The sequence below is a fragment of the Alteromonas sp. 38 genome, assembly GCF_902506055.1.
Taxonomy (GTDB): domain Bacteria; phylum Pseudomonadota; class Gammaproteobacteria; order Enterobacterales; family Alteromonadaceae; genus Alteromonas; species Alteromonas lipotrueae.
The window spans coordinates 803253-817529 of the sequence record NZ_LR733300.1 but is presented as its reverse complement, the minus strand read 5'-3'; the positions used below and the strand labels follow the sequence as shown (position 1 = coordinate 817529).

General features: G+C 44.8%; 13 protein-coding genes. 4 read left to right on the top strand and 9 right to left on the bottom strand.

Annotated features, from left to right (window positions below; all coding sequences use genetic code 11):
* Window positions 1-3: 3 nt before the first annotated feature.
* The 9 genes from rlmD to djlA all read right to left on the bottom strand — a co-directional run bounded on the left by rlmD (window position 4) and on the right by djlA (window position 8432).
* Window positions 4-1425, bottom strand: coding sequence for a 23S rRNA (uracil(1939)-C(5))-methyltransferase RlmD (gene rlmD / locus FLAVO9R_RS03460; protein ID WP_159528800.1), 1422 nt, complete (start codon window positions 1423-1425; stop codon window positions 4-6).
* 17 nt (window positions 1426-1442) lie between these two features.
* The gene (acpS, locus tag FLAVO9R_RS03455) at window positions 1443-1820 is read right to left on the bottom strand and encodes a holo-ACP synthase (protein ID WP_159528798.1); all 378 of its coding nucleotides are present in this window, start codon (window positions 1818-1820) and stop codon (window positions 1443-1445) included.
* A gap of 54 nt (window positions 1821-1874) precedes the next feature.
* Window positions 1875-2612: a pyridoxine 5'-phosphate synthase gene (pdxJ, locus tag FLAVO9R_RS03450; protein WP_159528796.1), complete on the bottom strand. Its 738-nt coding sequence runs from the start codon at window positions 2610-2612 to the stop codon at window positions 1875-1877.
* A gap of 155 nt (window positions 2613-2767) precedes the next feature.
* The gene (gene recO, locus FLAVO9R_RS03445) at window positions 2768-3481 is read right to left on the bottom strand and encodes a DNA repair protein RecO (RefSeq protein WP_159528794.1); all 714 of its coding nucleotides are present in this window, start codon (window positions 3479-3481) and stop codon (window positions 2768-2770) included.
* 84 nt (window positions 3482-3565) lie between these two features.
* On the bottom strand, window positions 3566-3841 hold the full coding sequence (locus FLAVO9R_RS03440) for a hypothetical protein (RefSeq protein WP_159528792.1): 276 nt from the start codon (window positions 3839-3841) through the stop codon (window positions 3566-3568).
* A gap of 41 nt (window positions 3842-3882) precedes the next feature.
* Window positions 3883-5604 carry a single-stranded-DNA-specific exonuclease RecJ gene (gene recJ, locus FLAVO9R_RS03435; RefSeq protein WP_159534363.1) on the bottom strand — a complete coding sequence of 574 codons (1722 nt, stop codon included), beginning with the start codon at window positions 5602-5604 and terminating at the stop codon, window positions 3883-3885.
* Between the two features lie 138 nt (window positions 5605-5742).
* Window positions 5743-6465, bottom strand: a complete 723-nt coding sequence (dsbC, locus tag FLAVO9R_RS03430) for a bifunctional protein-disulfide isomerase/oxidoreductase DsbC (protein ID WP_159528790.1) — start codon at window positions 6463-6465, stop codon at window positions 5743-5745.
* A gap of 183 nt (window positions 6466-6648) precedes the next feature.
* On the bottom strand, window positions 6649-7566 hold the full coding sequence (gene xerD, locus FLAVO9R_RS03425) for a site-specific tyrosine recombinase XerD (RefSeq protein WP_159528788.1): 918 nt from the start codon (window positions 7564-7566) through the stop codon (window positions 6649-6651).
* Complete coding sequence (djlA, locus tag FLAVO9R_RS03420; RefSeq protein WP_159528786.1) at window positions 7566-8432, bottom strand: co-chaperone DjlA; 867 nt, start codon at window positions 8430-8432, stop codon at window positions 7566-7568. Before djlA ends, xerD begins: the two co-directional genes overlap by 1 nt.
* Before the next feature lie 441 nt (window positions 8433-8873).
* Here djlA and FLAVO9R_RS03415 point away from each other — a divergent pair, with 441 nt between their 5' ends.
* From FLAVO9R_RS03415 to rsmA, 4 genes are read left to right on the top strand one after another with little or no spacing between them, the layout of a single operon-like run.
* Entirely contained in the window at window positions 8874-11108 is a 2235-nt protein-coding gene (locus FLAVO9R_RS03415) for an LPS-assembly protein LptD (RefSeq protein ID WP_159528784.1), read from the top strand.
* A 54-nt stretch (window positions 11109-11162) separates the two neighbouring features.
* Window positions 11163-12449, top strand: coding sequence for a peptidylprolyl isomerase SurA (surA, locus tag FLAVO9R_RS03410; RefSeq protein WP_269748487.1), 1287 nt, complete (start codon window positions 11163-11165; stop codon window positions 12447-12449).
* A 15-nt stretch (window positions 12450-12464) separates the two neighbouring features.
* Window positions 12465-13448 (top strand): 4-hydroxythreonine-4-phosphate dehydrogenase PdxA, encoded by a 984-nt coding sequence (gene pdxA, locus FLAVO9R_RS03405; protein ID WP_013785394.1) that lies wholly within the window; start codon window positions 12465-12467, stop codon window positions 13446-13448.
* Window positions 13445-14272, top strand: a complete 828-nt coding sequence (rsmA, locus tag FLAVO9R_RS03400) for a 16S rRNA (adenine(1518)-N(6)/adenine(1519)-N(6))-dimethyltransferase RsmA (RefSeq protein ID WP_159528780.1) — start codon at window positions 13445-13447, stop codon at window positions 14270-14272. Before pdxA ends, rsmA begins: the two co-directional genes overlap by 4 nt.
* The last annotated feature ends 5 nt before the right edge of the window (window positions 14273-14277 follow it).

Here is a 14277-nt window from a genome sequence, read left to right as displayed (position 1 = left end):
TCGCTATTGCTGTTGGCGTGTAAATAGCGCCATCGTTTCCATATGATGGGTAAAGGGGAACATTTCAATTACACCCGCTTTTTGCATTTGATAACCTCCATCTATCAGAACACGCGCATCCCGCGAAAAAGTGTTCGGGTTGCAAGAAACATACACTATCGTATTTGGTGTAGCGCGGACCAGTGCATGACAAACTGTCAATGCCCCCTCACGAGAAGGGTCAAGTAGTACTTTATCGAACCCACCCGCTAACGCTTTATCTACTGATTTCTCGTCAGCTAAGTCAAGCTGCATCCAGTCAACATTGGAAATGCCCTGTTTGAGGGCGTTACTTTTGGCACGCTGCACCATTTCAGCAACCCCTTCCACCGCCCTTACCGTAGCGCCGCTGTTGGCAATGGGCAAGGTGAAATTACCTAAACCACTGAACCAATCGGCGATGCGCTCACCGGCTTTTGGTGCCAACCATGACAAAGCTTGCGCCACCATTTTTGTATTTACTTCTGCGTTCACCTGAACAAAATCATTAGGCCCTGGTTGCAAATAAAAGCCGTCTACTGTGTTACAGGTGATTGGCGCTACTTCATGCAATTGGGTAAAATCGCCATTACCGTCTTCGATGGTCATATTCACGTTTTGTTCCGCAGCAAACTGGGAAAGCGATGCAATAAAGTCGTTGGCTAATGAACGGGTATGTTTCACTGTAACTTGCACCGTATTCTCACCCGCCAATAAGCTGATGTGCCCGACAAGACGAGCGCTAGCAAAGCCTGCAATGGCAGATTTAAGTGGCGCGATAAGCTGACTTAGTGATTCAACCAAAACCGGGCAACCACCAATATCAACAATGTTTTTGCCCGCGTTTTCTCGAAAACCGAGTTTTATTTTCTCTGGGTTTCTTGCATCAATCGCTAGGCGGGCCTTACGACGATATCTAGGCCTACCACCGCTGATAGGCGCTTGCCATGCCCCGTCGTTAAAATCGAGTTTACGCTGAAACATGCTTTTAAGGGCATCGTCTCGTAGTGCGAGGGCTTCATGGGGATCTACGTGCTGAAGCTGGCAACCACCGCACTGATTTGCCACCGCACAAAATGGCTTTTGGCGATGGTCTGAGGGGGTATTCACCTTAGTGACTTTTGCGTTAACAATCTGCTTGTTGCTTGAAAGCGCTTTTATTTGTACGGTTTCACCAGGTAAAGCACCATCTACGAAATATAAGGTTTCACCCCGAGCAACGCCCTGCCCCTGCCAATCCATACCATCAATGGTTACCACTTCATTAGCAGCATTAATGTCATCAACCGAGGGCCATGATTGTTTAGTTTTTACAATGTGCTGCTTTTCACCTGAGCCTGCACCGCGCACCCGCCCTTTTACGTTGCTTTTGTTTTTGCCCTTGCTAGGTTTATAAAATATGGCCACGTGGTGCTCCCGTTACATTAATTTTCAAGAATAACGGTAGCAACCGCATAGTGAGTTTCATCGGAAATGCTTATTACACTAGAGGTAATGGCTCGCTGCTTACATAGCATGGCAACCTCTCCAGTAAAGTGAAGTTCTGGCGCCCCTAAAGCATTGTTGCGCACTTCGATATGTTGCCAACTGACGCCGTTACCAATACCTGTACCCAACGCCTTCACCGTTGCCTCTTTGGCGGCAAAACGCTTCGCTAAGTAGCGCACTGGCTCATTGCTGGCAACATAAAGGGTAAGTTCGTAAGGCGTAAGCACACGTTTCGCGAGGCGCTCTGTGGTCGCATCGCTTTTCTTCAAACGTGCAATTTCAATAATGTCTGTGCCTAATCCAGCTATGGCCACTAGGTATTCTCTTTGTTGTTGCTTGCGTTGACGTGCTGCTGTCGAGATTCGAACTTACACGCCGCTTCGTGCTTCTAGCATAAGTTGACGCATATCAGCCACTGCAGTGGCAAGGCCATCAAACGCCGCCCGTGCAATAATCGCATGGCCAATATTCAACTCGATAAGTTGAGGGATAGCCGCAATCGGTTTGACATTATGGTAATGCAAACCATGACCAGCATTCACTTTTAGCCCTAGTTTATCGGCATATTCAATGCCTTCCACTAACCGAGCTAACTCTTCGCCAAGCTCTGCTTCGCCGGTTGCTTCAGCATACTGCCCAGTATGAATTTCAATATAAGGCGCACCGCATTCCACAGCAGCATCTATTTGCTTTTTATCTGCATCAATAAACAAAGACACTAAAATGTTCGCAGCTGCTAAACGCTCACAGGCTTGTTTCATCACGGGTAAATTGCCCGCTACGTCAAGGCCGCCCTCAGTGGTTAGCTCTTCACGTTTTTCGGGCACTAAGCAACAAAACACCGGTTTTACTTCTTCGGCAATAGAGAGCATTTCATCGGTAACCGCCATCTCTAAGTTTAGGCGGGTATTGATAGTTTGCGCCAAAATGCGAACATCTCTGTCTTTTATATGGCGACGATCTTCGCGCAAGTGAACGGTAATACCGTCTGCTCCAGCGCGTTCTGCAACATCAGCAGCATGCACAGGATCGGGGTAGTTGGTGCCACGGGCATTTCGAAGTGTGGCAATGTGATCGATGTTAACGCCAAGAAGAAGTGTACTCATTAACAGATACCTATAGTAGAACAAGTATTTGGCAATCAGCGATTAATAGAAGTTTCGCCTATTGCCTGTCTAAAATTGATTGAACCTCATTGTAACAAACTTTCGAACTGTCACGTGGTAAAAAGCGCCATTAAATATGCGTAACACTTATCATTTTAATGTTTTCGCACCACAAATAACTCTCTACTTTTTAGCGGTTTATCGCCAACTAGCGGCTTGAGTAAATCGCGGCATAAGACTTTTGCCACCCGTTTGCTCATGGGTGTAAATTCACCTTGAGCTAATGCAAGTAGCGCACTACCCGGCAATCCCTTGCGCGTATAGCCATTTGGCACATCGTCTGGCAGTGCACAAAAGCCAAATTCCGGCTGAAGCACATAGTGTTTTTCAGCCTCGATAGGCATCTCATACTCTACATCTTGGGTAAAGTCGGGCAGTAGCCCCATTTCGTCTAACAGTGAAAGCTCAAATTTTCGCAGGGTAACTTCAATATCCTCATCGCGGAAAAGCGCCATTAGTGCCTGCTCATAAGCTTCAAACACCGCGTCACTGGCAAGGCCAGCAGGCATTATTCGGTTAGTGAGCTCATTGAGGTACATGGCACAAAATAATGGCGTGCCCGCTAAATTAATAGAAGGTGCGGTACTTTCAACGTGCCGCAAATTTTTCAAATCAGATTTACCAGCAAGTTGAAGCTTGAGGGCTTGAAAAGGTTGAAGCAGGCTTTTCTTATCAGATTTACTGTTGCGTACACCTTTTGCCACGGCACTCACTTTACCGTGTTCTAAGGTAAAGAAATCGACGATATAACTGGTCTCCCGATAGGCTCGGCGATGCAACACAAAAGCAGTCAACCAGTCGTTGTTCATTCATCTTCCCGTGTTTTTTTCAGCAGTTCTGGTATTTAATTTTAGTGAAGGTAGCGTTCTTGCACATTTAGCCGACTAAAGGGCTTAGCTTCGTTTAATGCGTACCACTTTCATGGTTTCAAACTCAATACCTGCCACCTCTTCTACCTGACGGTAGTAAGTAATATTAACCCGCGCCCCTTTCAAGCTTTGATACTGCTTTTTGCGGCGGTAGATAAATGGCACGTCAATACCTTCAAGCATTACCGTATGACGTATCCAGTCTTCTTCTTCACGTTGAACGTGAGACACCACCTTCATATTATCAGACTGATTTAACTGGCCGTGCTTGCTGATTAATTTGTCAGTCTCTGATTTCATATTATTTACCTTGCACCGCGTTATATTCTGGTGTGTGGGCTTTATGCGCTTTCTAGCTGCTCAACAATAAGCTGTACCGACTCTTGGCCGCGAAATACGTTAACATCTAATCGGTAGGCAATGCGTACTTGTTTTACCATGGCATTCGGCCACACTTTAATATCAATATTAAAGGCAATGGCATCCACTTCGCCAACCGAAGGCTCTCGTAGTACCAACTTCAAGTGTTTTTCACCCACCAGTCGTTGTTGCACTACGTGAAACTCGCCATCAAATAATGGCGATTCAAAGCCTTGCCCAAACGGGCCAGCTTGCCTAAGCAAATGCGCAAAAGGCAATGACAGCTCTTGACCTGTCAGGCTGCCATCAGACAATAACACTTGATTACCATCAAGCTTATCCATGTGCTGCTTTGCAATGTCAACAAAGGCGTGTTCAAAAGCCGCTAAGTTAGCAACGGGCAAACTTAACCCTGCTGCCATCGCGTGGCCACCAAACTTGTCAATAACGCCCGGGAAACGCGTATTCACTTCATCGAGTACATCGCGAATATGTACCCCAGGAATAGAGCGAGCTGAGCCTTTTATTGTCATATCATCTTGATGAGCGAAAGCGATAACGGGTTTCAAATACTTTTCTTTTAAACGCCCCGCCACAATACCAATAACACCTTGGTGAAAATCGGCTTGATACACCACCAACGCGGCAGGAATATCACCTTCAGTGAGAGACATTTTTTCGAGCACTTGTTCCGCTTGTGCCTTCATACCCGTTTCTATTTCTCGGCGTTCACGGTTAAGTGCATCTAGTTCCGAGGCAATCATGCGGGCTTGCATCGTGTCGTTTTCCAAGAGGCAGGCAATGCCTTGAGACATATCGTCCAGCCTGCCAGCGGCATTTAAACGGGGGCCAATAACAAAACCTAAATCGGTTGAAGTAAGGTGAGCACAATCACGATTAGCCACTTCAACCAATGCTTTAATACCCGGTCTGCATTTACCTGCACGAATACGCTGCAGGCCTTGATGTACCAAAATTCGGTTGTTTTTATCTAAAACCACCACGTCGGCCACCGTACCTACGGCTACAATATCTAGTAACGATGCCAAATTAGGCGCTGGAAGATTCTTTTTAGTAAACCAATTACGTTGTTGTAGTTCGGTTTTAAGCGCTAACATGATGTAAAACGCCACACCTACCCCAGCTAAGTTTTTAGAAGGGAAAGTACAACCGGGTTGATTTGGGTTCACAATAGCATCGGCGGGGGGAAGATCGTCCCCAGGTAAATGGTGATCGGTTACAATAACATCTATACCTAACGCTTTTGCATGGGTAACCCCTTCAATACAGGCAATGCCGTTATCAACCGTAATAATAACGTCGGCACCCTGTTGCTTGGCGATATCCACAATAGGCACGCTAAGGCCGTAACCAAAATCAAAGCGATTTGGCACTAGATAATCAACCTTAGTAAACCCCATCATTTGCAATGAATGGATACACACTGCAATACTGGTGGCGCCGTCGGCATCGAAGTCACCCACAATGATGAGCGTTTTTTCTTGCTCAATAGTGTCAGCCAGAATACTTGCCGCACCGGCCATGCCTTTTAGCTCATTGAAATGGGTAAGGCCCTTCAGCCCATTTTCTAATTCACTAACATCTTGCACGTTTCTACCGCGATAAATACGGTCTATTACAGGGTGCAAAGTAGAAGCAAGAGGGGCGTCACCAGTTTCACGGCGCACTACAGGCAATATCATCGACATTCATCACTACGGTTAATTAGAGGGCAATAATACCCAAGGGAATGAGGTAGGTAAAATCAGAACATAAAAAAACGCACCTAGCCTAAGCATTAACTTTTGCTATGGTGCGTTTTAGAAAAATTGAAATTGGCGCTATTCGGCTTGTTCAATAGCCTGTGCAATCATACCTGCAGGTTGATACCCAGGTATTAGCGAGCCATCTGGCAACACGATGTTAGGCGTACCATTTACACCCAATTTTTGCCCTAACAAATATTGCTCTGCAACGTTATTAGCACATTTAGCGGTTGCCACATCGTTGCCCGATTTTGCGTCAGTTAATGCTTTTTGCGGGTTCACTGCACACCATACCGACACCATATCTTGGTAATTCTGGCTGTCTAAACCAGCACGAGGAAAGGCCAAGTAATTTACGGTAATACCCATGTCGTTTAAGTCGCCGACTTCTTTATGAAGCTTTCGGCAGTAACCACAGGTGGTATCGGTGAAAACACTGATCACATGCTTCTCGTTTTTAGCTTTAAACGTAATCGCCGATGGAGCCATCTCTTTAACGCCTTCAATACGAAGACTCGAATAAGCGACTTCGGTTTCATTACGCATGCCTTCATCAATATTGAGAATACGCGCCTGAACCAAATATTTAGCATCATCACTAACATAGAAGAAACCGCGATTGGTAGATACTTGTACCAAGCCTGGAATGGGTGAGTCGGCAAGAGAGTCAACCTCTAGCCCCAGCATATTAGTCAGCTTACTTTTAATTGCCGTTTCGTCAGCTGCGCTTGCGACATTCGCGAAAAGGCTCGTAGTGAACACCAATGCAACCAATAAGCTAAATTTTACTACTTTCACTATATTTACTCCGACAGCAACCATGCTTTCAAAATATTAAAATGGGATATAACTAAGACCGCTCATGCATGAGAAAAATTTCATTTACGCATTTCACTAAAGCGATATTTAGCAAGTATTTAACGTAATGCTATCACACCACTCGCTGGGTAACACTGAAGTTTGCCTTACCAATTAGTGGAGTTATCCCCGAGGGTGATGGCTGTGAATGAGCGTTTGTAAGCGCTCTGTCGCCACATGCGTATAGATTTGGGTCGTCGACAAGTCGCTGTGCCCCAACAACATCTGCACAACACGCAAATCGGCACCATGATTGAGTAGATGTGTGGCAAAGGCATGACGCAAGGTGTGTGGAGACAGGTGCTGTTCAATGTTGGCTTTCACAGCATAATATTTAATACGATGCCAAAAGGTTTGCCGCGTCATTTTTTGACCACGTTTACTCAAGTAGACATAGTCTGATTGCTTAGTCGCGAGTACAGGGCGGGCAGTCTTAATGTAAGTTAACAGCCATTCTATAGCGTCTTCGCCAAGTGGCACTAACCTGTCTTTGTTACCTTTCCCGGTAACCCGAACCACGCCTTGCTGCAAACTTACCTCGCTCATTTGTAAACCGATAAGCTCACTAACTCGCAATCCTGTAGCATAAAGCACTTCCAGCATGCTTTTATCACGACATTCTATTGGGTCTTCTACTATCGGGGCTGCGAGTAAATCTTCGACTTGGCGTTCACTTAACGAGGCAGGCAAAGATTTTGGTAGTTTGGGGTTTGATAAGGAAGATATAGGGTTATCTACCCGTATTTGCTTACCGATTAAATACGTATAAAAGGCCCGTAATGCACTCATTGCACGTTGTGTGCTTCGTGCTGAGAGTCCCTTGTCGTGGCGGTAAGCCAAGTAGTCTTGCATCATTTCGGTGGTCAGTACCGCTATGTCTTTAATGCCTTGGTTATTACAGAATATAGCCAGTTTAGTTAGGTCGGTACGATAGCTTTGTTGAGTATGATCAGACAGCCCCTTCTCAAGCCAAAGCATGTCTATGAAGCCATCGATATGCGCCTGACTCACGGCAGGCACATAGGTAAGATCACGCTTCATTAAAAGCCACGCATTTGTTTTATAAGCTCGTAGGCAGACTGAATATCTTGGGTCTTTTTCTTCGCCATTTCCATGGCTTGTTCAGGCAATCCTTTAGATACAAGCTTATCGGGATGATGCTCTGCCATACGTTTTCGGTAAGCACGTTTAATGGTTTTTTCATCATCAGACCCAGTAACGCCCAAAATACGATAAGCATCATCAAGAGATTGTTTTTCAGTATAGGCGCTTTGTTGCGAAGAACGCTGCTGGCCATTGGAGCCTTGTCCATTGGGGCCACTTTGTCCGCCTCGCTGCCTAAAGCGTATTTCAGCTTCAAACATGGAAATCAGATAATCGAGATCTCGGCGCCTAAAACCCAGTGGCTTCGCTACTTTTTCTAGTACCACATACTCTTCTTGCGTTAACTTTCCATCGGCAAATGCCGCTTGAATCAATATTTCCAAGAAAACTTGTAATATATCTCTGCGACCATGGCTGGCCTCGTACAACCCTTTCAACGTATCAGTAATAGGGAAGTCTCTGGCTTTACCTTCACGAAACGCTTCTTGCGCTTCTTTGCGCGCATCACCGGTTAACTTCATGTCATCCATCAGCGCTGTGGCGATTTGAATTTCACGGCTTGTTACTTTGCCATCGGACTTCGCTAAATGACCCAGCGCCGAGAACAAGCTATGAAAGAATACCGCTTGTTGCTTCATGCTATTTTGATCGGTAAAGAAGCGGCCGAATCCGCCAAGTTGATTAAAGTCTTGGCTGTAAGCCTTATCAAAGAAATGCCCTACGATTAGCCCTAAAATAGCACCGGGGATTTTTAAAAACATAAACCCAAAAAGTACACCAAGGATTTTCCCCCACACGGCCATGTCTGCATTCTCCTGTAATCAATAGCGCATTGTTGATGATGATTTTGCACCTAGCCAACGCCTGCAATCGTTGTTTAAGCACTATGATCTGCAAGCCCTATAAGGCTATAAAAATAACGTCATCATTAGAAGTAGGTATAGCTTGACGCTTTTCAAGCTAAAAACTCGTCTATTCACTTCATTAATTGAGTATTTTTTTATCCAATAAGTCAGTAAATATGCGGTAAATCACTATTTAGATAAAGAGAAATACGATTTTTTTAATCCAATGGTTGGTAAATACAACAGAAGTGCTTAGAATTGACGGCGAATTACATTGCGTTAACTGCCAACGCTACTAGGTTGGCGTATTATTAACTCTATGCAGAACTATATGTGCGCCTTAAGGTCACATCATTATAGTGTAAGCAACGAATAACAAAACAGGCCCTTCACCACCGCATGAAAAAGACCTGCGCCATGCTTGTTTCCGCGACTTTGTCTACTCACGTCGCGTTTGCACAGGAAGCTAATCCAGAATCAGTCTCACCGCTAGCCTTTTGCTCGGTGGAGCCCATTGTCTTTAAAAGCTCTGCACTTATGCCTAAGGGGCATGTAAAGGTGGAAGCCAACCGAACTGAAATCATCGAAAATAAAGTGGCACTGTTTTCAGGTAATGTTGATATTACGTCTGATAGCGCCATCATTAGTGCGTCTCAAGCACAAGTCAATGGCAATGGTGAAGACGTACTGGCAAAAGGCGATGTGCATTTTCGCGATGCACAGTTAAGCGTAGAAAGTGATGCGGTGTCGCTTCGTTCAAAAGAAGAACGCTTAGAAATGCAAAATACCCGTTATCAATTGACCGGGTTTGTTGGACAAGGTGCTGCCGAAGACATATTGGTTGATACCAATGAAGGTATTATTTTACAGGAAGTGAGTTTTACTACCTGCCCTGAAGGCCATGAAGATTGGATGATTCGGGCAAGTGAGATCAGTATTGAAAAAGGCACAGCATGGGGTAAAGCGAAACATACTCGGTTCTATATTGCGGATGTTCCTGTTTTCTACCTTCCCTATTTTGCATTCCCTGTAAGTAATGAACGTCAAACGGGCTTATTGTTTCCAGAGATAACAAGCTCTAGCAATGCAGGTATTGATTACACTCAGCCGTTCTATTGGAATATAGCCCCTAATTTTGACATGACCATTTCGCCTCGGGTGATGACCCAGCGTGGTGTTCAGCTAAATACAGAGTTTCGTTACCTAACTGAAAAAAGTGAAGGAACGGCTTACGTCGAGTACTTGCCAAGTGACAGTGATATTGACGGCTCACCCGATCGATACTTCTACCGTTTACAGCACCAAGGGCAACTTAATGAAAATTGGGTGTTGGGAGTAGACTTCAACGGATTAAGCGATGATAACTATATTGTCGATTTAGGCTCTGATTATTATAACAGCGCAGATACACACCTTTACCGTACCGTAAGCCTGGGTTATTACACCCGTGATTTAACGGTAAATATGCAAATAAAAGACTTCGAAATATTGGGTGATACCGCCGATAGTTATCGTGCGTTACCAGAAGTTAAGATTGATTATCGCACGCCTTTTGGTCGCTATTTCGAATTTAGTGTGAACTCTGAACTAGCGTATTTTGATAACACTTCCGAAACCGCACCAACAGCAACCCGCTTTCATGTAGCCCCTACCCTTGCTATGCCTATTCGTGCTGCATGGGGTGAATTTGTTGCTGAAACCACCGTGTTGCAAACTGTCTATAAACAAGAAAATATTCAAGATACTGACTTAGAAGAAAATGTAGAGCGTACTTTAGGTCAAGCTCGCCTATTCGGGGCGCTGTATTTCGAAAAAGATTCTTCATGGTTTGGTAACGATACCGCCATGACGTTAGAACCTAAAATTCAGTATCTTTACACCTCGTATGAAGACCAAACAGCGATTGGGCTGTATGATTCAACGCCTCTGTTAACCGACGTTGAAGGGTTATTCAGAGGACAAGAATTTACCGGATTGGATAGAATTTCAGATAACAACCAAGTTACCCTCGGCATAACCAGCCGAATATTGGATAAAAACAATAGGGAACAATTTGTACTTAGCTTGGGTCAGATATTCTACCTTGAAGATAACAAGGTCATTGCCGCGACTAAAAATCAAGACCGTTCGGCGCTAGCCGCTGAGATGGACTGGCGGTTTAACAAAAACTGGTACGCCCATTCTGATATTCAAGTGACCACCGACACCGACAAAGTTGACTTAAGCAGTGTTGGCTTAGAATATCGACAAGATGCAAAGCGATTTATTCAGTTAAGTCATCGATATGTTCGTGATTTAAGTGGTGAAACCATTGACCAAGTGGGAATATCGGCGAGTTGGCCGATTGCTGAAAACTGGCAATGGGTGGGTCGAACTTACCGTGACATTGAGCGCGACCGCAGTATTGAGACTTATGCAGGTATCCAGTATGAATCCTGCTGCTGGGCAATACGATTAGTGGCAGAAAGAAGTTTAAGTAACCGCTACGATTCATCGGGAGAGCAATCTACCGACGATTTCGATACTGGTGTGTCATTACAATTTATATTCAAAGGTATCGGTACGTCTGGTACACAAAGAAGCATGTTACAAGATGGCATGTTTGGCTATCGTCAGCCATATAGTTTAAATTAATCCGTTGTAGCGTAGGGAGTAGCCCTACGTTAAGCATTAACCAATAATAAAAGAGTGAGTATGAAGTTCATAATCCGGGCCTTGTTAGTCAGTGCAGTGTTGTCGTTTAGCAGCTACGCGCAAGAAGTAATGCTTGACCGCGTAGCGGTTATTGTCGATCAGGGTGTTGTACTTCAAAGTGAAGTAGATGCACTGATGAATGACGTTAAACGTAACGCAGAGGCAAATGGGCAAGACCTTCCTTCTGACCGCGCACTGCGTACTCAAGCCATTGAGCGTTTGATCACCAAGAGTCTTCAGTTGCAGATGGCACAAAGAATGGGTATACAAATAAGCGACCCACAGCTTGAACAAACCATTGCAAATATTGCTGCAAACCAAAATACCACGGTCGATGAATTACGCAGACAATTGCGTTTAGAAGGCATCGCTTATGAAGATTACCGTGAAGATATACGCGAAGAAATCGTGATGGGTGAAGTGCGTCGCGCGAATGTTCGTCGCCGTATTTATATTACCGATCAAGAAAGAGAAACCCTTATTGAACTCATGGAACAACAAGGTGCAGAACAAGAAGAATACCGTCTAGGCCACATTCTTGTTGGTTTCCCATCTGATCCTTCTGACGACCAAATCAATGCAGCAAGAGAGCGAGCAGACAAAGTACTTTCTCTATTAAATTCTGGGTCAGATTTTGCTAAAATAGCTATCGCATCATCATCAGGTAACGAAGCGTTAGAAGGTGGTGACATGGGTTGGCTGAACATTAACGCTATGCCTACCTTGTTTGCTGAAGCGATTCAGGGTAAAGCAAAAGACGAGCTAGTCGGCCCTATCCGAAGTGGTGCTGGTTTTCATATCTTGAAAGTATTAGATACTCGAGGCATTGAAAAAGTCACTATTGAAGAGGTTAACTCTCGTCATATTCTCGTTAAGCCTTCAATCATACTTAGTGAAGACAAAGCAAAAGCGATGCTAGTTAAGTTCAGAACTCAACTTGAAGCGGGTGAAGTTGAATTTGAAGAGCTCGCTAAAGAACATTCAGAAGATCCAGGTTCAGCCCTTAAAGGCGGCGAACTTGGTTGGTCAGATCCAAACAACTACGTACCAGCTTTTAAAGACGCCCTTGCGCAATTATCAGCCGGTGAATACAGCGACCCAGTACGTTCAGTACACGGTTGGCACTTAATCCAATTAATCGATAGACGTGTAGACGACGCAACAGAGCGCCGCAAAGAAGACAAAGCGTATCAGCTTATTTTCAATAGAAAGTTTGCAGAAGAAACGGAAAACTGGTTACGTGAAATGCGCGACGCTGCCTACATTGAAGTTATCGAGTAATATATAGAAGCATAAATGACACCGATAAAAATTGCAGTAACACCAGGTGAGCCCGCCGGTATTGGGCCAGACTTAATCATAAAGCTGGCTCAAGAATCATGGCAGGCTCAGTTAGTAGTATTCGCCGATGGCGAAATATTAGAGACCAGAGCGAAAGCACTTGGTTTACCGCTTACATTGCTTCCTTATGATGCATCAAACCCGCAGGTTCAGCCCGCGGGTTCGCTGTTTATTAAGCAAATAGATAAAGCCGCCGATGTGGTTGCCGGAACCCTAGATAGCGAGAACGGTTTATACGTAGTAGAAACCCTTCGACAAGCATGCCAAGCAAACATGGAAGGTGACTTTCATGCGGTAGTCACCGGGCCGGTGCACAAGGGCATTATCAATAAAGCTGGCGTATCTTTTAGTGGCCATACCGAGTTTTTTGCTTATCAGTCCAATACGATTGATGTTGTCATGTTGTTGGCAACAGAAGGCTTAAATGTCGCACTAGCAACTACTCATATTCCTTTAGAATATGTGTCTCGCGCCATTACTAAAGAACGCCTTCACAAAGTGCTCCATATTATTAACACCGACTTTAAACTAAAATTTGGTGTTCGCAATCCGCATATTTACGTGTGTGGGCTTAACCCCCATGCAGGTGAAGATGGACATATTGGCACAGAAGAAATTCAAACCATTATTCCGGCGCTAAACGAGTTACGTGAAGAAGGGCTAAATATTACCGGGCCACTTCCTGCCGATACTATATTTCAGCCTAAATATCTGGAAGATGCAGACGTTGTGCTAGCGATGTACCACGACCAAGGCCTTCCCGTGCTAAAATATAAAGGGTTTGGTGCTTCGGTTAACATTACCCTTGGCCTCCCATTTATAAGAACATCCGTCGATCACGGTACTGCACTCGATTTAGCAGGCCATGGTAATGCCGATCCTGGCAGTTTCAGAAAAGCATTGGAAAAAGCCATTGAGCTTGCACATCATCAACAATGAGTAAAACACATTTAGGCCACACGGCCAGAAAACGCTTCGGACAAAACTTCCTACACGACGATTATGTGATTGGACAAATCGTGTCGGCCATTAATCCGCAACACGAACAAAACTTGGTTGAAATAGGCCCCGGATTAGGCGCGCTCACCGATCCAGTTTGCGATGAAGTTGAAGCACTTACCGTTATCGAGCTTGACCGAGATTTGGCTAAGCGTTTACGAGAACATCCGTTTAACGGCGATAAGCTAACTGTTATTGAACAAGACGCGATGACCATGGATTTCACTGAGCTGGCTAAAACTATGCACGTGAAAGATAAAGGGTTGCGCGTTTTTGGTAACTTACCGTATAACATTTCAACACCGCTTATGTTTCACCTGTTCTCTCACGCAGCGTGCGTAAATGACATGCACTTCATGCTACAAAAAGAAGTGGTGAACCGTTTAGCCGCAGGGCATGGCTCTAAAAGCTATGGTCGATTATCGGTAATGGCGCAATATTATTGTAAAGTTATGCCGGTACTCAATGTACCACCAGGTGCCTTTAAGCCCCCCCCAAAAGTTGATTCTGCGGTAGTACGTCTAATCCCACATAAAACACCGCCAGTGGATGTGGTATCAGTGGCTACCCTTGAGCGAGTATGCGCACAGGCGTTCAATCAACGTCGCAAAACAATACGAAATTCGCTGAAAGAAAGTCTTACTGAAGCACAAATCAGCGCGCTGGGTATAAACCCAACCGTAAGGGCTGAAGTACTATCCTTGCAGGATTTCGCCACATTAGCGAATGCAGTATCAGCGTTAGAAGAAGCACAAGAAAATTAAAGTTA

Bases quoted from the DNA above. Each gene is read 5' to 3' on its own strand.
- xerD (WP_159528788.1), bottom strand. From the start codon at position 7,566: ATGAAGCGTGATCTTACCTATGTGCCTGCCGTGAGTCAGGCGCATATC.
- djlA (WP_159528786.1), bottom strand. From the start codon at position 8,432: ATGGCCGTGTGGGGGAAAATCCTTGGTGTACTTTTTGGGTTTATGTTT.
- FLAVO9R_RS03415 (WP_159528784.1), top strand. From the start codon at position 8,874: ATGAAAAAGACCTGCGCCATGCTTGTTTCCGCGACTTTGTCTACTCAC.
- rsmA (WP_159528780.1), top strand. From the start codon at position 13,445: ATGAGTAAAACACATTTAGGCCACACGGCCAGAAAACGCTTCGGACAA.
- pdxJ (WP_159528796.1), bottom strand. From the start codon at position 2,612: ATGAGTACACTTCTTCTTGGCGTTAACATCGATCACATTGCCACACTT.
- FLAVO9R_RS03440 (WP_159528792.1), bottom strand. From the start codon at position 3,841: ATGAAATCAGAGACTGACAAATTAATCAGCAAGCACGGCCAGTTAAAT.
- recO (WP_159528794.1), bottom strand. From the start codon at position 3,481: ATGAACAACGACTGGTTGACTGCTTTTGTGTTGCATCGCCGAGCCTAT.
- recJ (WP_159534363.1), bottom strand. From the start codon at position 5,604: ATGATATTGCCTGTAGTGCGCCGTGAAACTGGTGACGCCCCTCTTGCT.
- pdxA (WP_013785394.1), top strand. From the start codon at position 12,465: ATGACACCGATAAAAATTGCAGTAACACCAGGTGAGCCCGCCGGTATT.